This is a genomic window from Ruegeria sp. BE1 (assembly GCF_056538885.1).
This window is the reverse complement of sequence record NZ_JBQFTY010000001.1, coordinates 76804-96803: the sequence shown is the minus strand read 5'-3', so window position 1 is coordinate 96803 and position 20000 is coordinate 76804. Positions and strand designations below refer to the sequence as shown.

Genomic DNA, 20000 nt, shown 5'->3' with positions numbered 1-20000 from the left:
GTCTTGTCTGGCTATTGATTTTTTAGCGCGCGGAAAGAATATGTAAAACTATGATAAGATCAAGACGGACAGAACCCGCAGGCAGAACGGCATGACCAAGATTAAGAATATGGAAGAGTTTGCGGCCCTGAGCGGCATCTCGCGGCCCACGGTATCCAAGTACTTTCACGATCCCGACAGCGTCCGCCCTACGACGCGGGCCCGCATCGAAGAGGCCCTGGAACGGTTCGATTATCGCCCGAATATTTATGCGGTGAACCAGAACAGAAAGCTGACCAAGAACATTGGTATTGTCGTACCCTACCTTGCCGACCCATTCTTTGCCGAGATCGCGCGCTTTCTAGAACAAAGCTGTATCGCGGCCGGGTATCGCCCGTCTCTTTTCAGTTCTCATGGCGAACAAAAGCTCGAGAACGACATTCTGGACGGGCTGCAATCTCTGAAACCCGCAGGCGTTCTGTTGGCCCCTCTGGGGCGGATTTCGGACCGATCGGCAATTGAAAAATTCTGCGCCAATGTGCCGACCGTCCTGTTTGACAGTAACCTGGATGGACTGGGGGCCGCATTCATCGGATCAGACAATTTCAGCTTTGTGTCCCGGACCGTCGAATACATGACCCGGACGGGCGAACCCCCCTCTTTCTTTGAGATGCGCACACCGGCGAACCCAAATGCCAACAAGCGCAGAAAGGCGTATATCGACGTTATGGAACGCCTGGGGTTCGAACCTCATATCATCAAGGTCGATGGCAAGGGCTGGGCGTTTGAAGAGATCGGCCACAGGGGCGCCCTGAAAGTGCTGGACGAGCGGGGGCTGAAGACAGACTCGGTCTTGTGCAGCAACGATCGTCTTGCAATCGGCTTTCTTGCGGCGTGTTACGAACAGGGGATTCGGGTCGGGCGCAGAGAAGGTTGCACACTTCGCGTCGCCTCAAATGACGACCACCCGTTTGCCAAGTTTACATGCCCGTCTCTGACCACCGCCGCGCATGACTATGACAATGTAGCCGCACGAAGTGTCGAAACCCTTTTCGAACTTATTGAAAACGGTGGGAAACTCTCATCCCGGACAGAGACCCTTTTCCCTGCGCGGTTGGTGTTGCGGGATTCTGCGTGACTTTCATTTTTTAACGCGCGTAAAGTTTTTATTGACGCCGCGACAATTTAAATCCTAGTCTCTCTGCACGACATCCAAGCTCAGGGAGGACAGGGATGTATCTGAAACACGCACTTCGTGCGGCGACTGCATTGACATTCGTCGCCACGGCAGCAGCCCATGCGCAATCCATAACGATCGCCACCGTAAACAACGGCGACATGATCCGGATGCAGGGCTATACGGACAAATTCACCGAAGCGACCGGCATTGATGTGGAATGGGTGACGCTGGAAGAAAACGTGCTGCGCCAGCGCGTGACCACCGACATCACCACCAAAGGCGGCCAGTTCGACATCATGACCATCGGCATGTACGAGACGCCGATCTGGGGCGCGAATGGCTGGCTGGTGCCACTGGACGGCATGTCCGAGGAATACGATGTCGATGACATCCTGCCCGCGATGGCAGGGGGCCTCAGCCACGAAGGCACGCTGTATGCAGCACCGTTCTACGGCGAAAGCTCGATGATCATGTATCGCACCGACCTGATGGACAAGGCGGGCATGGAAATGCCTGACGCGCCCTCGTGGCAGTTCATCAAAGAGGCCGCAGCGGCCATGACGGACCGCGACAATGACATCAACGGCATCTGCCTGCGCGGCAAGGCCGGATGGGGTGAAGGCGGGGCGTTTATCACGGCCATGTCGAACTCGTTCGGCGCGCGCTGGTTTGATGAGGACTGGAAACCGCAATTCGACCAGCCCGAATGGGCCGATACGCTGAACTTCTACGTCGAAATGATGAACGAATCCGGTCCGGCAGGCTATGCGACCAACGGGTTCAACGAAAACCTGTCGCTGTTCCAGCAGGGTAAATGCGGCATGTGGATTGACGCGACGGTTGCGGCGTCATTCGTGACCAACCCCGAGGACTCAACGGTTGCGGATAGCGTTGGATTTGCGCTGGCACCGGATACCGGTCTGGGCAAACGGTCCAACTGGCTGTGGGCCTGGGCGCTGGCGGTTCCGGCCGGAACCCAGCAGGAAGACGCGGCCAAGCAGTTCATCGAATGGGCGACCTCGAAAGACTATATCGAACTGGTTGCCGAAAATGAGGGCTGGGCCAATGTGCCACCGGGTGCGCGGACCTCTCTGTATGAGAACCCCGAATACCTGAAGGTTCCGTTCGCCCAGAAGACGCTGGATTCGATCCTGTCAGCTGATCCGAACAACCCAACGGTGAAACCGGTGCCATATGTTGGCATCCAGTTCGCGGCGATCCCGGAATTTGCAGGTATTGCGACGCAGGTCAGCCAGGAATTCTCGGCCGTCTATGCCGGACAGCAAACGGTTGAGGAAGCGCTGGCCAAAGCGCAGGCTTTCACAGCCGAAGAAATGGAAGCCGCAGGGTACTAAGGCCTCCTCCCCGGCGGGTGGGCAGCGATCTGCCCCCGCCCCACCCTTCCACGACTCGCGTTTTTCTCGCAGGCTAAGCTACGCCTGAAAAGAGAGGGTTTGCGTTATGGCAACTCAACACTCCCGATCCGTTGCGCGCCTGATGATGGCACCTGCTGTGGTCCTTTTGCTTGGCTGGATGCTGGTACCGCTGACGATGACGCTGTATTTTTCCTTCAAGAAATACCTGCCGCTGCGCGGTGGCGATCTGGGCTGGGTCGGGTTCGACAACTACGTCCGTTTCGTGTCCTCCAGTTCGTTCTGGCCTGCCGTACAGGCGACGCTGGTGATTGTCGGCGGCGTACTGGTCATTACGGTCGTTCTGGGCATTCTTCTGGCAATGCTGCTGGACCAGCCGATGTGGGGTCAGGGCGTCGTGCGCATCCTTGTAATTGCCCCGTTCTTTGTCATGCCCACCGTATCCGCGCTGGTTTGGAAGAACATGTTCATGGATCCGGTGAATGGCCTGCTGGCCCATCTGTGGCGTTTTTTCGGGGCCGAGCCGATCTCCTGGCTGTCCGAGGCGTCGATGACCTCGATCATCATGATCGTCTCATGGCAGTGGCTGCCCTTCGCGACGCTGATCCTGCTGACCGCGATCCAATCGCTGGACAGTGAACAGCTGGAAGCGGCCGAGATGGATGGCGCGCCCCCGCTGAAACGCTTCTATCACATCGTGCTGCCGCATCTCAGCCGTGCGATTACCATCGTGATCCTGATCCAGACGATCTTCCTGTTGTCGATCTTCGCCGAGATCTTCGTGACCACCGGCGGCGCGTTCGGCACCCGTACACTCACCTACCTGATCTTCCAGCGCGTGCTGGAAAGCCAGAATGTCGGCCTTGGATCAGCCGGAGGTGTCTACGCCATCATCCTTGCCAATATCGTTGCGATCTTCCTGATGCGCATCGTCGGCAAGAACCTGGACGCGTGAGGAGGTAAACCCATGGCCCGCGCCGTCACACCCCGCCGTAAATCGCTGAACACAGTCCTTGCCTGGGCTGTTGGTCTGCTGATCTTCTTCCCGATCCTCTGGACCATCCTGACCAGCTTCAAGACCGAGGCGCAGGCGATTGCCAGCCCGCCCCTGTTCCTGAACTTTGACTGGACGCTGGAGAATTATGCCGTTGTGCAGGAACGCTCGGACTATATGCGGTTCCTGTGGAATTCGGTCATCATTGCAGGCGGCTCCACCATTCTGGGTGTCATCATCGCCGTTCCCGCCGCATGGGCAATGGCATTCGTGCCGTCAAAACGGACCAAGGACATTCTGCTGTGGATGCTGTCCACCAAGATGTTGCCGGCGGTCGGTGTTCTCTACCCGATCTACCTGCTGTTCATCCGTCTGGGTCTGCTGGACACACGCGGAGGTCTGGTCGTTGTCCTGATGCTGATCAACCTGCCGATCATCGTCTGGATGCTGTACACTTATTTCCGCGAAATTCCGGGTGAAATTCTGGAAGCCGCGCGGATGGACGGGGCGACGTTGAAAGAGGAAATCCTCTATGTGCTGACCCCCATGGCCATCCCCGGCATCGCCTCAACCGTGCTTCTGAACTTCATCCTTGCGTGGAACGAGGCGTTCTGGACCCTCAACCTGACAGCTGTAGACGCCGCGCCCCTGACGGCCTTCATCGCCAGCTATTCCAGCCCCGAGGGCCTGTTCTTTGCCAAGCTCAGCGCGGCCTCGACCATGGCGATTGCTCCGATCCTGATCCTTGGCTGGTTCAGTCAGAAACAACTTGTCCGCGGCCTGACCTTCGGCGCTGTGAAATAAGGAACACGACACATGGGACATATCCAACTCAAGTCCGTGACCAAAAGCTTCGGCGATGTGCAGGTCATCCCCCCACTGGACCTGACCATCGAAGATGGCGAGTTCACGGTCTTTGTCGGCCCCTCGGGCTGCGGTAAATCTACCTTGCTGCGGCTGATCGCGGGGTTGGAGGACATCACCAGCGGCTCCATCGACATTGATGGTTCTGATGCGACGGATGTGCCGCCTGCAAAGCGCGGATTGGCGATGGTGTTCCAGTCCTACGCTTTGTACCCGCATATGTCCGTGCGCAAGAACATCGCCTTTCCGCTGCGCATGGCCAAGCTGGATCAGGCCGAGATCGACAAGCGCGTTGAAGGTGCCGCCAGCGTGCTGAACCTGTCCGACTATCTGGACCGCCGCCCCGGCCAATTGTCGGGTGGGCAACGTCAGCGGGTGGCCATCGGGCGTGCGATTGTCCGCGAACCCGCCGCGTTCCTGTTTGACGAACCTCTCTCAAACCTCGACGCGGCCTTGCGCGTTGGCATGCGGCTGGAAATCAGCGAGCTGCACGAACGTCTGGCTACCACGATGATCTATGTGACTCACGATCAGGTCGAAGCCATGACCATGGCCGACAAGATCGTCGTCCTGCAGGCCGGGGTGATCGAACAGGTCGGAAGCCCGCTCGAGCTGTACAGGACACCGCGAAACCTGTTTGTCGCCGGGTTCATCGGGTCCCCCAAGATGAACTTCATCGAAGGGCCCGAGGCCGCGAAACACGGCGCCCAAACCATCGGAATACGGCCCGAGCACATCGCAGTGTCAGAAACCGAAGGGGATTGGTCCGGGGTGGTCAGCGTTTCCGAACATTTGGGCTCGGACACTTTCTTTCACGTCCACGAAACCGGACTGGCCGAAACGATCACTGTGCGCGCAGATGGCGAGGTCGGGTTTCGCCATGGCGACCGCATTCACCTGACCCCGCGCGCTGATGTGATCCACCGGTTTGATGCGAAAGGCCTGCGGATCGCATGACTCGTCTGGCAGGCAAAACCGCCCTGATCACCGGGGCCGCGCGTGGCATTGGGCTGGCTTTTGCCAAAGCCTATGTGGCCGAAGGTGCCCGTGTCGCCATAGCCGATATCGATGATCAGCGGGCACAGGTGGCTGCGACAGATATCGGGGCCGCCGCAATGGCCGTTGACATGGATGTAACGAACCAGAGCAGCATAGACACCGCCATAGCCCGCGTATCCGAAAGGTTCGGACCGATCGATATTCTGGTCAACAATGCCGCGATCTTCACTGCTGCTCCGATCACGGACATCCAGCGCGCTGACTATGAGAGGGTCTTTGACATCAACGTCGCAGGCACCCTGTTTACTTTGCAGGCGGTTGCGCGACACATGATTGAACACGGGGTCAAAGGGCGCGTCATCAACATGGCTTCGCAGGCAGGTCGACGGGGGGAACCTTTGGTCGCCGTCTATTGCGCCAGCAAGGCCGCAGTGATCTCGATCACCCAATCGGCCGGGCTGAACCTTATCAATCACGGCATCAACGTAAACGCCATCGCACCCGGCGTTGTCGACGGCGAGCATTGGGACGGGGTCGACGCCTTTTTTGCAAGGCACGAAGGCAAAGCGCCGGGTCAGAAGAAACGCGAGGTTGGCGCGGCCGTCCCTTATGGCCGCATGGGGCGGGCCGAAGACCTGACCGGTATGGCGGTGTTTCTGGCCTCGGATGAGGCGGAATATATCGTGGCGCAAACCTATAACGTGGATGGCGGAAATTGGATGAGCTGATGGAACCTCTGGCCAACACAGCAATCAGGCTTACACGTGAGACCCTTGATGAGTTACCCAACAGCATCAAACGGCCAGTGTATCGCAAAGCAGATCTGACGGCTGGCATCGTCCATATCGGTCTGGGCAATTTTCATCGCGCGCATCAGGCGTGGTACATTCATCGACTGATGCAAAAAGGACAGGCCCTTGACTGGGCGATCATCGGTGCCGGTGTGCGAAGCTATGACGCCGAGATGCGAGAACGCCTGCAGGCCCAGGACCATCTGACGACGCTGATCGAGCTGGACCCCAACGGCATGTCCGCCGAGGTGATCGGCCCAATGATCGACTATCTGCCCATTGAGGAAAACAATGCAGCACTGATCCTCAAAATGGCTGATCCCACGATCAGAATTGTATCGCTGACGGTGACTGAAGGCGGGTATTATCTGGAATCTGACACCGGCGCGTTCAACAGACATCACAAGGATATTCTGCATGATGCAGCGAACCCCGCGCAGCCTCGCACCGTTTTTGGCGCCATTGTCGCCGCCCTCCATGAGCGGCGCAAAAAAGGGATCGAACCCTTCACTGCGCTGAGCTGCGACAATCTTCAGGGCAACGGGGCAATCTTGCGCAGCTGCGTTGTCGAATTGGCCCGCTTGTCTGACCCCGAACTGGCCGGCTGGATCGAGAAAAACGTCACCTTCCCCAATTCGATGGTCGATTGCATCGTCCCTGCGACGACAGAACAGGTGTTATCGCAATGCCGAAATCTGGGTGTCGATGATCGCGCACCGGTCTCGCACGAGAACTTTCGCCAATGGGTGATCGAGGATAACTTCTGCGCAGGGCGGCCACCGCTGGAAGAGGTTGGTGTCACGCTGACTCAGGATGTCCACCGATACGAAGCCATGAAGCTGCGCATTCTGAATGGCGGCCATCAATTGCTTGCCAATGTCGGTGAGATACTCAGCATACCGACAATTGCCGATTGCATGCAGGACCCGGACATTTCAGCCTTTTTCGGAAAGGTTCAGGCAGAGGAAATTCTGCCACATGTCGAGACTGTCCCCGGGACAAGCACGCAGGAATATCTTTCGCTGGTTGAGACGCGTTTTGCCAATACAGCAATCCACGACACCACCCGGCGCGTTGCATTCGACGGGTCCTCTCGACATCCCGGGTTCCTTCTACCGTCGCTGCGCGATGGGCTGGCAACAGGGTCTTCCACAAGCGGGCTGGCCCTGGCCGAGGCATTCTGGTGCCGGATGTGCGCCGGGATACGCGAAGACGGCTCGGAAATCGCAGCAAATGACCCCGAATGGGCAACTCTTCAAAACGCTGCTTTGGCCGCCAAAAGCGATCCTGCCCACTGGGTGGGACAGCGCCAGTATTACGGAGAGCTTGGCCGGGACACAGGCTTTTCCAACGCCTTTGCCGGATGGTTGACGACGATCTGGCAGCGCGGATGCCGCGCGGCCATAGCGGAATACCTGACCAACGGCCGACCATCTGAGGGATCGCAATCCTAAAGGCAGTGCAGTTCGACTCACAGACATCCCGTAGCCACCTCTGAGCCGCGGGGAAAGTGCCTGCGAAACCTGCCCGTAGGCGCGAATCCTTCCCCATGTTACTTTGCTGTTGGGTTGAGAGGATCAAAAACCGTTGGATCGCCACCATACACACGAGATTGACCGCGTTCTGAATGGGTTCGACACAGGACGCGATCGTCTTGTTGCGGATAGCTGGCAGCGCTGCGTCGAAACCTATGGCATGGACCCGACGCGACAAGAACCCGCGCATATCCTTCCGGACACCCAGTTCCGCGAACATCTGGAGCAATCCGAACGGCTGATCGCCACGGCACGCTCGGGGCTACAGTCGTTGTTTGCGCAGGTGGCGGGGCAGAACTATGTCTTGCTGCTTGCGGATGCAGAGGGCGTCTGCGTCGATTTCTTTGGGGATCGGAACTTCGAAGATGAACTTAGAAATGCGGGTCTTCACCTGGGTTTCAAATGGACCGAGGAATTGGCCGGAACGAACGGTGTAGGGTCGTGCATTGTCACAGGCCAACCGGTGACGATCCATCAGGGCGACCATTTTTCGATCACGCATACACCGCTGTCCTGCACGGCGGCCCCCATCTTTGACACCAAGGGCGGGCTTGCTGCGGTTCTCGATGTGTCTTTGTTGCGGGGCCCTTCACCCAAGGCTTCGCAGAATCTTGCTATGACGCTGGTGACGAATTCCGCCCGCCGCGTCGAGATGGCAAACCTGATGGCGTCGACCCGGCGCGATTGGGTCCTGCGGTTTTCAGCCAGCCCCGAGTTTCTTGAGGTCGATCCCGAAGCGGCGGTTGCCGTGGACGGCAGCGGCAAGATCATCGGTATGACCTCGGGCGCCCGCCGCGCGCTGGACCCGGACGGTTCCGGTCACCTGATCGGGTCGCACTTGCAGGACTGGCTTGAAATCAGTGTGGATGACATGCCCGAATTCATGCGCGGCAGACCGTCCGAAGACCGTGTTCTGCACCTCAAGGACGGGCGCGCGCTTTATGGTCATGCCGTGGCACCGCAGACGCCACAGATGACGGCTGCCCTGCGCAAACGCGAACAGATTCTGCCCGGCGCCCTTGGCAGTTTTGCGGGGCCGGATGCGGACCTTCAGCAGCTTTTGAACACTGCTGCCCGCCTTGCTCCGACCAACCTGCCGCTGTTGCTGACTGGTGAAAGCGGCACAGGCAAGACCAAGCTGGCACGCGCAATCCACATGGCCGATCCTGCGACACAGGATTTCCACACTGTGATCTGCTGCGACACTCAGACGTTCGATTTCTGCCATGCCGTCGATCCCGGCACGCTGTTTCTGCGCGGTGTCGAAGACCTGAGCAAGCCTGCGCAGTCCTCTCTGTTGGCAGTACTGGAACGGCGGTCCGATCTGAGGATCATCGCCTCATGCCGGCAGCCCCCGGCGGGATTGCACGACAGTCTGCGCGAAGATCTGCTGCACCGGATTGCAGGGGCCACATTGTCCCTGCCGCCTTTGCGCCACCGGGCGGATCTGGATTGGCTGATTGATCGCCTGCTTCGACGGTTTGCCAGCCATGATATTCGCCTGTCGACAGTCGCGCGCGCTGATCTGAAATCACGGCTGTGGCGCGGCAATATTCGTGAACTGGAGCATCTGCTGCACAGTGCAGTCGCCCTGTGTGAGGACAACATCATCGATTTAACGGATTTGCCCGCACCGGCGCTTGCCCACACGCAAACGCAGGACTCCGATGATCTGGAAGCGCTTTTGCGCGCTTGCGATTGGAACATGTCCCAGGTGGCGCGGCGGCTTGGTGTGAACCGGTCGACAATCCTGCGTCGGATGCGAAAGGCCGGGCTTGTTCCACCCGCTTGAACGCACATGCACCCGTGTTGCGCCCTTGTTGCACGCGCAACAAGCCATGGCATTTTTGGGCCGGACCACGTGTTGAACCGCCAAATCCGCTTGCCCGACGGGGCGCTGATTTGCCAGCCTTCTGCTCTGTGGAGATAGGGAGGATGACATGCTCGACACAACACTCTCGGATCAGGTGCAGGGGTTTCTGGACGATTTCGGGGCGGCCTTGTCCAAAGGTGATATCGATGCCGCCTGCGAGATGTTTCAGGACGATTGCTATTGGCGCGATCTGGTCAGCTTTACCTGGAACATCAAAACAGTCGAAGGTAAGGCGCAGGTTGCAGATATGCTCTCGCACCAGTTGGCCACAACCAAGCCAAACGGTTGGACAATAGCCGAAGGTGAAATGCCCACCGAGGATGGCGGCGTGACCACCGCATGGATCGAATTCGAGACCGAAGTGGCGCGTGGCTACGGGTTGATCCGCCTCAAGGATGGCAAGATATGGACCTTGCTGACCACGATGGTCGAGCTGAAAGGACATGAAGAGCCCAAAGGATTCAACCGTCCGCTGGGCGCCAAGCATGGGGCTGGCAAACACCGGACCACATGGGCCGAAGAACGAGCGCAGGAAGAGGCCGAACTGGGTTACGAGACCCAGCCCTACTGCGTTATCATCGGCGGCGGTCAGGGCGGTATCGCCATGGGTGCACGGCTGCGCCAACTTGGTGTTCCGACGATCATCATCGAACGGAATGACCGGCCCGGCGACAGTTGGCGCAATCGCTACAAATCCCTCTGCCTGCACGATCCGGTCTGGTACGACCATCTGCCCTATATCAAGTTCCCGGAAAACTGGCCCGTCTTCTCACCCAAAGACAAGATCGGTGACTGGCTTGAGATGTACACGAAGGTGATGGAGCTGAACTACTGGACGCGCACAACGGCCAAATCCGCCACCTTCGACGAAGACAAGGGTGAATGGACGATCATTGTGGACCGGGACGGTGAAGAGGTGGTGCTGAGGCCCAAGCAACTGATCATGGCCACAGGGATGTCCGGCAAGAAACGTATGCCCGACTTCCCCGGCATGGATGTGTTCAAGGGTGAGCAGGTTCATTCCTCGGAACATGACGGGCCAGACAGATGGTCGGGCAAGAAAGTCGTCGTGGTGGGGTCCAACAACTCAGCCCATGACATCTGCGCAGCGCTTTGGGAAAACGACGCCGACGTGACCATGGTGCAGCGGTCCTCGACCCATATCGTGCGCTCGGACAGTTTGATGGAGATCGGGCTGGGCGATCTCTATTCCGAACGCGCGGTGCAGTCTGGCATGACCACTGAAAAGGCCGATCTGATCTTTGCATCGCTGCCCTATCGCATTCTGCACGAGTTTCAGATTCCCGCCTATGCCGCGATGAAAGAGCAAGACAAAGAGTTCTACGACGGGCTGGAAAAGGCCGGGTTCTGGCTGGACTGGGGCGATGACGACAGCGGGCTGTTCATGAAATACCTGCGCCGCGGATCGGGCTATTACATCGATATCGGGGCCAGCCAGTTAATCATTGATGGCGAGATCAAGTTGAAACGCGGTCAGGTAACAGCGCTTGATGAAACCGGAGTAATCCTTGACGACGGAACACATCTGGATGCCGATTTGGTGGTCTATGCGACCGGGTACAATTCGATGAACGGCTGGGTCGCCGATCTGATGGGCCAGGATATGGCGGATCGGCTTGGAAAATGCTGGGGGCTGGGCTCTGACACGACCAAGGACCCGGGACCATGGGAAGGCGAGCAGCGTAACATGTGGAAGCCGACTCAGGTTTCAAACCTTTGGATGCATGGTGGAAACCTGCATCAGTCCCGACATTACTCACAGTTCCTGTCGTTGCAGATAAAGGCCCGGATGGAGGGTATCCCAACACCTGTCTATGACCTCCAAGAGGTGTACCATCTCAGTTAGATTGGCAGGAGTGAGACCTGCGCCTTAAAGAAAGGCCCCAAGCCGTCATCGCGGCTCGGGGCGTCTGGTCATCCGGCTAACCGTTCAAACAACCGTGCGACAGCCTCGGCGCCGGGATCGACGTGGCCGCGCAGTTGGTCGGCATTGATATAGGACGCGCGACCTGCCCGCGCCCGCAGCATCGTCGCGGTTTTGTCAGCACCTGCACGGGCAGCCACTGCCGCATCCGGCAACCCGCTTTCCAGTTTGTCCAGCGCGGGTTTCAACGCATCAATCATCGTTCGGTCGCCCGGTTGCGCGCCTCCGATTTCCTGCATACGGCTCAGACCAACGTGCAGGGAATCCCGCATCGTCTGACCGCTGGACGCCGCATCCCCAGCCGCCGCAAAGAAGATCGCCAGCAACACACCCGAAGACCCGCCCATGGTCTGGCTGAGCTCTTGCCCTATTGCGCGGTACAGCTGCGTGTGATCCGCCAGAGGCAACCTGTCCATCGCTGTGATCAAGGCGCGCGCGGCACCGGCCAGGGTCGAGCCCGTATCGCCATCCCCGGATTTGGCGTCCAGAGCGTTCAGGTCGGCCTCTGCCGCGATCAATATCTCGCAACAGCGGGTCAGGAAGGATCGGGTTTCGGGGTGATCGGACGCAAGCGGCTTGATTGGCTTAAGCCCATCCGGCAAATCCAGCACAGGCACCTCAACCACGGCGTTCACTCCGGGCCAGGCGCTCAGCGGGGTTTTGGCCTGCAACGCCATCAGATCCTCGGCCGGGGCCGGATAGATCGAAATCGAAAAGCCCCGCATTTCAAGGGACGTCATCATCGCCGCCGGTCCAACCATGTGGCTGATCTGAGGGCCGATGTCTGACTTCGCCAACTCATGCGCCAGAATGGACATCTCCAAAACCGACGCTCCACCGAGGTTGTTCAAAAGCGCCACATAGCGTTGATCCGGCTTCATGGTTGAGCTGAGTTTTTCGACCATCATCGCAATGGCCGTTTTCGCGTCCGAATAATCGACCTGTTCGATGCCTGCTTCGCCATGGATGCCCAGACCAAGCTCGGCCTTGCCCAATGGGATGCGATCCTCTTTTGGGGCACCCGGTACAGTGCAGGTATCAAGAGACATGCCGATGGATGACGTCCCCGCAATCACCCGCTCTGCAGCCGTGGTCACGGCATCCAGATCAGCGCCATTCTCGGCCAGCGCGCCGGCAATCTTGTGCACGAACAGCGTGCCCGCAACGCCGCGCGCCTGCGGCAGGTCCGGCAGGGCAACATCATCATCCACGATCACCATGTTCACGTTCAGGCCAAAGGCCCGGGCACGTTCCGCGGCAAGGCCAAAGTTCAGCCGATCTCCGGTATAGTTCTTTACGATCAGCAGGCACCCTGCCGGGCCTGTCACGGCCAAAATCCCAGCCAGAACCGCATCGACCGACGGCGAGGCGAACACATCACCGCAAACCGCAGCCGTCAGCATGCCCTCGCCAACGAAACCCGCATGAGCCGGCTCATGCCCCGATCCGCCGCCCGATACCAGCGCGACCTTGGATTTGTCCCAGTCGGTACGAACGACTACGCGGATATGCGGGTAACCATCCAACCGCGCCAGACGGCCCCCAGAGGTAGCGATCACGCCATCCACGGCCTCGGCGACGATGTCTTCTTTTTTGTTGATGAAGTGGGTCATGTCGGTCTCTTTCACTGAATCCGGGCGCCTGAGGCGTCAAAGAAAAATGGTTTATTGGGGGCGATCTTAACAATATCGCCTGACTTCAGCGGGGTATGTGCATCTGTGACCGTGATCAGATCGTGATCTTTGAAGGACAGATGCAGACGCGTCTGATCGCCCAGATGCTCGACCCGCGTCACAAGACTGTCCTGTCCATCGCCCTGCCCGATTTGCTCGGGGCGCAGACCGATGGATTTGGCCCCTGTTGGGGCGTGGCCAAAGATATCGGCGGGCAGGATATTGATCCGGGGCTGGCCCAAGCGGCTGGCCGCATAGATGCTGACAGGATCTTCGTAAATCTCGCGCGGGGTGCCGAACTGAACCAGCTTGCCGTGATCCAGAACACCCACATGGGTCGCCATGGTCATCGCTTCGATCTGGTCATGTGTCACATACAGCAGCGTCGCGCCGCTATCGGCCTGAATGCTTTTCAGTTCGACCCGCAAATCGGCGCGCAGTTTTGCGTCCAGCGAGCTGAGCGGTTCGTCCATCAGATAAACCTCGGGGTTACGTACAAGGGCGCGTCCGATAGAAACACGCTGCATTTCGCCGCCGGACAAGGCCGTCGCCTTGTTGTCCAGCTTATGCGCAATCTGCAACGTCTCGGCCACGCGCTGGACCTTTACCCTGATCTGATCCTCGGGGGTTTTCAGCAACGGCGAGCGCAGCGGGAAAGCCAGATTCTCATAGACCGTCAGATGCGGGTAGAGCGAGTATTGCTGGAACACCATGGCAATGTTGCGCTGTGCCGGGGTCAGCCCGTTCAGCGATTGGCCGTTCATCAACACGTCGCCCTTATCCGGTTTATCCAGTCCGGAAACCATGCGCAGTGTGGTTGTCTTGCCTGCGCCGGTCGGCCCAAGCAGGACGACAAAGGCCCCGTCCGGAATGGTCATCGACACGCCGTCCAACGCAACCGTATCGCCATAGGTTTTTGTCACATTGCGAAGCTCGACCTCAGCCATGATGCAGAACTCCCTCGTTTCCGGCGGACAACAGCGCCCTGCCCTTTTCGGTTTCAAACACGGTGATCGTGCGTTCATCGAAACGCAATCCGGTCTTCTCGCCCACCTCTGCGCGAGTGCTTGACGGGATACGCGCCTTGATTTCACCATTCGGCGTATCCAGCGTTACGATCTGCGTGGTGCCCAGATATTCTGTCGCCATCACCTCACCGCGGTAAGTCGCGCTGTCGTCCAGGTGTACATGTTCAGGCCGAACGCCCAGCGCCAGATCGCCACGCGCGCCACCATGTTGTTCGGGGATGCGGATTTGGCTGCCCCCCAGATCGACCGATTGGGTACCGCTGCCAACAATGCCATGAAAACTCAGGAAATTCATCGCTGGTGAACCGATGAAACTGGCCACGAACATCGTGGCGGGCCAGTCATAGATATCCTGCGGCACACCGAATTGTTCGACAACGCCGTGGTTCATGACCACGATCTTGTCGCCCATCTGCATCGCCTCCAACTGATCATGCGTCACGTAAACCGTGGTCGCCCCCATCCTGTCATGCAGGGCGCGCAGTTCCTCGGACATATGTTCGCGGAATTCTGCATCCAGCGCACCCAGAGGTTCATCCATGAAAAACGCCTTGGGGTCGCGCACGATGGCACGCCCCAGCGCCACGCGCTGGCGGTCGCCTCCAGACAGGCCGCCGACCGGTTTTTTCAGGATATCGGTGATCCCCAAAATCTGCGCGACCTCGTCCACCTTCTTTTTCACCTGTGCCTTGGGCATGCCCTGGCTCAGCAAAGGATAGCTGATGTTCTTGCCCACATTCATATGCGGGTAGAGCGCGAACATCTGGAACACAAAGGCAATATCGCGCTGGCTGGCGGGTTTCATACCCACCTCTTCGCCGTCGATGTAAATCTCTCCACTGGTGGGCAACTCAAGCCCCGCCATCATGCGCAAAGTCGTGGTCTTGCCGCAACCCGAAGGGCCAAGCAGCATGAAGAATTCGCCGTCTTCGATGGTGAAGCTTGAGGACTGCACGGCCGTAAACGTCCCGAAATCTTTGCGCACGTTTTCAATTCTGATCTGTGCCATGTGTTTACTCCGGGAAGTGGCTGACGATGATGAACATCACCGTGCCAATCAGCGTGACAATGAAGGAATAGGAGAACAGGGCCAGCACGAAAGGCTGCATCAGCATGATCACACCCAACGCGATAAGGATCGAGGCCACCATTTCCCAAGGACCACGGCGCAGCCGCAGCAGGCCGTTGATAAAGCTACTCATTTGCGTACCGCTCCGAATGTGATCCCACGCAACAGATGCTTGCGCAAAAGGATGGTGAAGACCATGACCGGCACCAGAAAGATCGTCGCCCCGGCGGCCACGGCGGGCCAGTCCTTGCCACCAACACCGATGATGGTCGGGATAAAGGGCGGCGCGGTTTGCGCAGTGCCCGAGGTTAGCAGGACAGCAAAAGCGTATTCGTTCCACGCAAAGATCAGGCAGAAGATCGCGGTTGAGGCGATACCGGTTGCGGCCTGAGGCAGCACCACTTTGTAGAAAGCCTGAAAGCGGGTGTATCCATCGATCAATGCGGCCTCTTCATACTCCACAGGGATCTCGTCGATGAACCCTTTTAGCAACCAGACCGAAAGGGACAGGTTGACCGCCGTGTACAGCAGGATCATGCCCAGATGCGTGTCGTTCAGCCCCAACTGCCGGAACATCAGAAAGATCGGGATCGCCACCGCAATCGGCGGCATCATCCGGGTCGACAGGATGAAAAACAGCAGATCATCCTTGAGCGGCACCCGGAACCGGCTGAACGCATAGGCCGCAGCAGTGCCCAGCACCATGCACAGGAAGGTCGAACCAAACCCGATGATGACCGAATTCAGAAACCGCTCGCCATAGCGCGATGCGCCGGTGATCACCTGCCCCTGCTCGCGCACCATTTCATCGTACCATGTCTCTGGTGGCGGCAGCGCGGCCAGATCTTCCTGGTTCAGGCGCGTGCGCTGGGTGAACAGGTTGACGTAGCCTTCCAGCGTCGGCTCGAACACGACTTTGGGCGGATAGGCGATTGAGTCCGCAGGGGATTTGAACCCGGTGGCGATGATCCACATCAGCGGCAGGATCGTGATGACCGCGTATAGTATCACGGCGGTACCTGCGACCCACTTCGTCCGGTTGGACGGCTCTGTGACTGAAAAGCTCATCTTTCTTTTACCTTGTTCAGGGCTTTGACGTAGATCGAAGCCAGTCCAAAGACGGTGACGAACAGGATGACCGCATAGGCCGAGGAATAGCCGGTGCGCCATTTCTCGAACGCTTCACGTTTGAGGTCGATCGAGGTCAGGGTGGTCGTGTTGCCCGGACCACCGCCGGTCAGCTGCACCACAAGGTCGAACATCTTGAAATTCTCGATGCCACGGAACAGCACGGCCAGCATCAGAAACGGCAGCGCCATCGGGATCGTGATCGTCCAGAACTGTCGCCATTTGCTGGCGCGGTCGCATTCCGCCGCCTCATAGATCGAGTCCGGGATAGACCGCAGACCCGCCAGACAGATCAGCATTACGAAGGGCGTCCACATCCATGTGTCGGCGATCACAATCGCCCAGGGGGCAAGGTTCACATCCCCGATCATCGAAAAGCTGGATGGATCACCACCGGTGAAGAACGTCACCACATAGTTGAACAGGCCGATCTGCGGCTGATACAGGAAGGTCCAGAAATTCCCTACGACGGCGGGGCTGAGCATCATCGGGAACACGATGATCGTGGTCCACATGTCGTTGCCCTTGAATTTCATGTTCAGCAGATAGGCCAGCGCAAAGCCGATCAGAACCTGCAAGACGATTGTCCAGATCAGGAAATGCGCGGTTGCCTGCATCGTCATCCACGTATCGCTATCGGTCAGGATACGCTCGTAGTTGCGCAGGCCGACAAAGTCGATTTCACGGTTGGGCCGGTTTACCTTGTAGTTGGTAAAGCTCAGCCGGATGGTCCAGATCAGCGGAAAGATGTTGACGGCCAGCAGCAGGAAGATGGACGGCGCAACGAAAATCCAGGCGATGGCCCGATCTGACAGCCCCCGCACTTTCCGGGCCATCGGCTCGGGCGTCGCGTCGGCGATCTTATCCATCGGAGTGTGTATCATGGTTTTGGTCCTTCATCGGCGGGCAGGCAGATGGCCACCGAAGTTGACGGATTGCTCCCGGTTGATGCGACACCAACCGGGAGAGGGAGAGCCGGGCCCGAGCAGAGACCCGACAGGAAGACAGGCTTAGATTTTGCCTTCGTCCTCGAAGGTCTCCGTCCAGTCGTCTACCAGACCATCCAGCGCCTCTTGCGCGGTGCCATTGCCCGCGATGACATAGTCATGCACCCGCTGCTGCATCGCCAGAAGCAATTCGGCATAGGCCGGTTCAGCCCAAAAATCCTTTACGATCGCCATCGAGTCGAGGAAGGTCTGCGCATAGGGCTGGCTGGTCGCGAAATCGGGATCTTCAACCACGGCCTTAAGGGCCGAATAGCCACCCAGTTCCCACCAGCGGGCCTGGATTTCGGGCTGCGCGAACCACTTAATGTATTCAAGGGCTGCGTCCTGCTTGTCCGAATAGGACACGACTGAAATCCCTTGCCCACCCAGCTGCGCAAACTGCCCATTCGGGCCTGCGGGATTCGGGAAGTAGCCGGATTTGCCGCCGCCCACGTTCGGGTCAGCCTCAACCCCCGGCCAGATGAAGGCAAAGTTCATCTGCAGGGCGACCTGACCGGATTTATAGGCGTCGATATTCTCACCCATGTACCAGTTCGATGAGCCCGGAGGCGTGGCTGTATCGTAGAGATCCTTGTAAAACTCAAGCCCCGCCACAGCGTCCTCGGAGTTTACAAAACCGTCCAACTCATAAGGGCTATCGGGATTTCCATATTCAAAACCGTAATTGTAGAGCGCATTCGTGACACCCATCGTGATGCCTTCGGATCCGCGCTCAGTATAGATTGCGGCGCCATAAACGGTTGTCCCGTCAATATCGCGCCCCTGGAAGAATTGCGCGATGTCTTTCAGTTCCTCCAAAGAGTTGGGAACATCCAGATCGCGACCGTATTTTTCCTTGAATTCGGCCTGTAGCTCGGGCCGTTCGAACCAGTCTTTGCGATAGGTCCACCCAACCACGTCCCCGAACGCCGGCAGAGCCCAATAGTTAGGGGTGTTTTTAGGCCATTCCGCGTACCCCGTGACAGTTGCCGGAATGAAGTCATCCATCGTGATGCCTTCGGCGTCGAAGAAATCGTTCAGTTTGACATAGTGCCCGTTTTCGGCACCGCCACCGATCCACTGACTGTCGCCGATCATCAGGTCGCACAGCTTGCCGCCCGAGTTCAGCTCATTCAGCATCCGGTCCGCAAAGTTGGGCCAGGGCACAAATTCAAAGTTCATACTGTGGCCGGATTTCTCTTCGAAATCCTTGCTCAACTCGATCAGAGCATTTGCCGGGTCCCATGACGCCCAGCACAGTGTCAGATCTTCGGCCTGTGCGGTCCCTGCCGCGCCCATCAATGCCACTGCAGCCACGGTGTGTTTCAAGTTCGCTTTCATCTGGTAGTTCCTCCCAACTGACCTGCGCCGATGTTTCAGGCGGCGACTCATTTGTGGGAGTATTGATATTTGAGGTACGTACCTCAGATCAAGACATTTCTGAGGCACGTACCTCAATTCACTTGCATGTCCCTTGTGTTTCAGCAAATACTCCCTTGGAATTCTAAGCAAAGATCACATCATGCGCCCGACAACCAAAGACCTGGCAAAAGCTGCAGGCGTCAGCCTTGCAACGGTCGACCGCGTTCTGAACGAACGCCCGGGCGTGCGAAAAAAGACGGTGGAGGCCGTCAATAAGGCGATCGAGGAAATCGGGTTCGTCCGCAACCTTTCAGCCGCCAACCTGGCCAAAAGCAAACACTACCGGTTTCAGTTCCTGCTACCTCGCCGCGGAGATTTGTTCATATCCGAATTGCGTGACCGTATTTCAGAAACCAACATGGGTCTGTCGGCTGAAGGCTTGGAAATTGCGCATCGGGAAATCTCTCAGGCAGATCCACATCTGATCGCGCAGACCTTGTTGAAGGTCAGACCGGAAGACGTGGACGGGATTGCGTTGATGGCGCCGGAATCTCCGCAAGTGCGCGACGCAACGATAAGACTGCAGGAAAAAGGCGTGCAGGTGGTTCACTTGATTTCCGGCCAGCGCAAATTGTCAGGGACCGATTTTGTGGGAATCGACAATCACGCAGCCGGTGCAACCGCTGCCCGTCTTTTGGGCCGCTTCATTTGCGGGCGTGAAGGGAAAATAGTGGTTGTGTCGGAAACGATGAACGCCCGCGACAGCCTCGAACGTCGTCGGGGCTTTGATCAGGTACTGACACGCGATTATCCAAATCTGATCGCCCTGCCCTCGCTGGAAACGCATGGGGACGAAACCCGCGCGCATGAGATTATTGCGAATACTCTGAACAACAATTCGGACATTGTCGCAGCTTACATCATGAGCTCCGAGGCCCGGACGCCTCTCGACGCTCTGCGCGAAAAAACCGACCCAAAAGAGCTTACGGTCGTCGCTCACGAGCTGACGCGGCGCACGCGCCAAGCTCTGCTGGCAGGTGAAGTGGATGCCCTGATCGTTCAAAACCCGGGCCACCTGGTACGCAGTTCGGTTCGGTTGCTACGGGCGCGCTGTGACAAGCGAGAGATCATGAGATCGCAAGAGCAGATCCGTATAGAAATCCTGATCCAGGAAAATCTCCTCCCGGCTCAGCACTCGGGCACAGCGAACGCCCCCTGATC

The 20000-nt window shown here is 58.2% G+C and carries 17 protein-coding genes; 10 read left to right on the top strand and 7 right to left on the bottom strand.

The annotated features are described in order from the left end of the window. Nucleotides 1-91 precede the first annotated feature (91 nt). The 9 genes from ACR0J5_RS00520 to ACR0J5_RS00480 all read left to right on the top strand — a co-directional run bounded on the left by ACR0J5_RS00520 (nt 92) and on the right by ACR0J5_RS00480 (nt 11455). Nucleotides 92-1117, top strand: coding sequence for a LacI family DNA-binding transcriptional regulator (locus ACR0J5_RS00520; protein ID WP_480649905.1), 1026 nt, complete (start codon nt 92-94; stop codon nt 1115-1117). A 95-nt stretch (nt 1118-1212) separates the two neighbouring features. Beyond that, entirely contained in the window at nt 1213-2514 is a 1302-nt protein-coding gene (locus ACR0J5_RS00515) for an ABC transporter substrate-binding protein (protein WP_480649904.1), read from the top strand. Between the two features lie 106 nt (nt 2515-2620). Then, nucleotides 2621-3487 carry a carbohydrate ABC transporter permease gene (locus ACR0J5_RS00510; protein WP_480649903.1) on the top strand — a complete coding sequence of 289 codons (867 nt, stop codon included), beginning with the start codon at nt 2621-2623 and terminating at the stop codon, nt 3485-3487. Nucleotides 3488-3499: 12 nt separating this feature from the next. Continuing rightward, entirely contained in the window at nt 3500-4330 is an 831-nt protein-coding gene (locus ACR0J5_RS00505; RefSeq protein WP_480649902.1) for a carbohydrate ABC transporter permease, read from the top strand. Nucleotides 4331-4342: 12 nt separating this feature from the next. Further along, a complete protein-coding gene (locus tag ACR0J5_RS00500) occupies nt 4343-5347 on the top strand; it encodes an ABC transporter ATP-binding protein (RefSeq protein WP_480649901.1) in 1005 nt (334 codons plus the stop codon). Next, nucleotides 5344-6117 carry an L-iditol 2-dehydrogenase gene (locus tag ACR0J5_RS00495; protein ID WP_480649900.1) on the top strand — a complete coding sequence of 258 codons (774 nt, stop codon included), beginning with the start codon at nt 5344-5346 and terminating at the stop codon, nt 6115-6117. Before ACR0J5_RS00500 ends, ACR0J5_RS00495 begins: the two co-directional genes overlap by 4 nt. Next, nucleotides 6117-7634: a mannitol dehydrogenase family protein gene (locus tag ACR0J5_RS00490; RefSeq protein ID WP_480649899.1), complete on the top strand. Its 1518-nt coding sequence runs from the start codon at nt 6117-6119 to the stop codon at nt 7632-7634. Before ACR0J5_RS00495 ends, ACR0J5_RS00490 begins: the two co-directional genes overlap by 1 nt. Before the next feature lie 133 nt (nt 7635-7767). Continuing rightward, on the top strand, nt 7768-9507 hold the full coding sequence (locus tag ACR0J5_RS00485) for a sigma-54-dependent Fis family transcriptional regulator (RefSeq protein WP_480649898.1): 1740 nt from the start codon (nt 7768-7770) through the stop codon (nt 9505-9507). Between the two features lie 148 nt (nt 9508-9655). Next, nucleotides 9656-11455: an NAD(P)-binding domain-containing protein gene (locus tag ACR0J5_RS00480; RefSeq protein WP_480649897.1), complete on the top strand. Its 1800-nt coding sequence runs from the start codon at nt 9656-9658 to the stop codon at nt 11453-11455. 68 nt (nt 11456-11523) lie between these two features. Here ACR0J5_RS00480 and ACR0J5_RS00475 read toward each other — a convergent pair whose 3' ends face one another. The 7 genes from ACR0J5_RS00475 to ACR0J5_RS00445 form a co-directional block, all read right to left on the bottom strand. Further along, nucleotides 11524-13146: a dihydroxyacetone kinase subunit DhaK gene (locus ACR0J5_RS00475; RefSeq protein WP_480649896.1), complete on the bottom strand. Its 1623-nt coding sequence runs from the start codon at nt 13144-13146 to the stop codon at nt 11524-11526. An 11-nt stretch (nt 13147-13157) separates the two neighbouring features. Continuing rightward, nucleotides 13158-14153, bottom strand: a complete 996-nt coding sequence (locus ACR0J5_RS00470; protein ID WP_480649895.1) for an ABC transporter ATP-binding protein — start codon at nt 14151-14153, stop codon at nt 13158-13160. Continuing rightward, on the bottom strand, nt 14146-15243 hold the full coding sequence (locus ACR0J5_RS00465) for an ABC transporter ATP-binding protein (protein WP_480649894.1): 1098 nt from the start codon (nt 15241-15243) through the stop codon (nt 14146-14148). Before ACR0J5_RS00465 ends, ACR0J5_RS00470 begins: the two co-directional genes overlap by 8 nt. A 4-nt stretch (nt 15244-15247) precedes the next feature. Continuing rightward, a complete protein-coding gene (locus ACR0J5_RS00460) occupies nt 15248-15436 on the bottom strand; it encodes a hypothetical protein (protein ID WP_480649893.1) in 189 nt (62 codons plus the stop codon). Then, nucleotides 15433-16371 (bottom strand): carbohydrate ABC transporter permease, encoded by a 939-nt coding sequence (locus ACR0J5_RS00455; RefSeq protein ID WP_480649892.1) that lies wholly within the window; start codon nt 16369-16371, stop codon nt 15433-15435. The genes ACR0J5_RS00460 and ACR0J5_RS00455 overlap by 4 nt, the downstream gene beginning before the upstream one ends. After that, entirely contained in the window at nt 16368-17315 is a 948-nt protein-coding gene (locus ACR0J5_RS00450) for a carbohydrate ABC transporter permease (RefSeq protein WP_480649891.1), read from the bottom strand. Before ACR0J5_RS00450 ends, ACR0J5_RS00455 begins: the two co-directional genes overlap by 4 nt. A 126-nt stretch (nt 17316-17441) precedes the next feature. Next, a complete protein-coding gene (locus ACR0J5_RS00445) occupies nt 17442-18758 on the bottom strand; it encodes an ABC transporter substrate-binding protein (RefSeq protein WP_480649890.1) in 1317 nt (438 codons plus the stop codon). A 181-nt stretch (nt 18759-18939) separates the two neighbouring features. Here ACR0J5_RS00445 and ACR0J5_RS00440 point away from each other — a divergent pair, with 181 nt between their 5' ends. Continuing rightward, complete coding sequence (locus ACR0J5_RS00440; RefSeq protein ID WP_480649889.1) at nt 18940-19998, top strand: LacI family DNA-binding transcriptional regulator; 1059 nt, start codon at nt 18940-18942, stop codon at nt 19996-19998. The last annotated feature ends 2 nt before the right edge of the window (nt 19999-20000 follow it).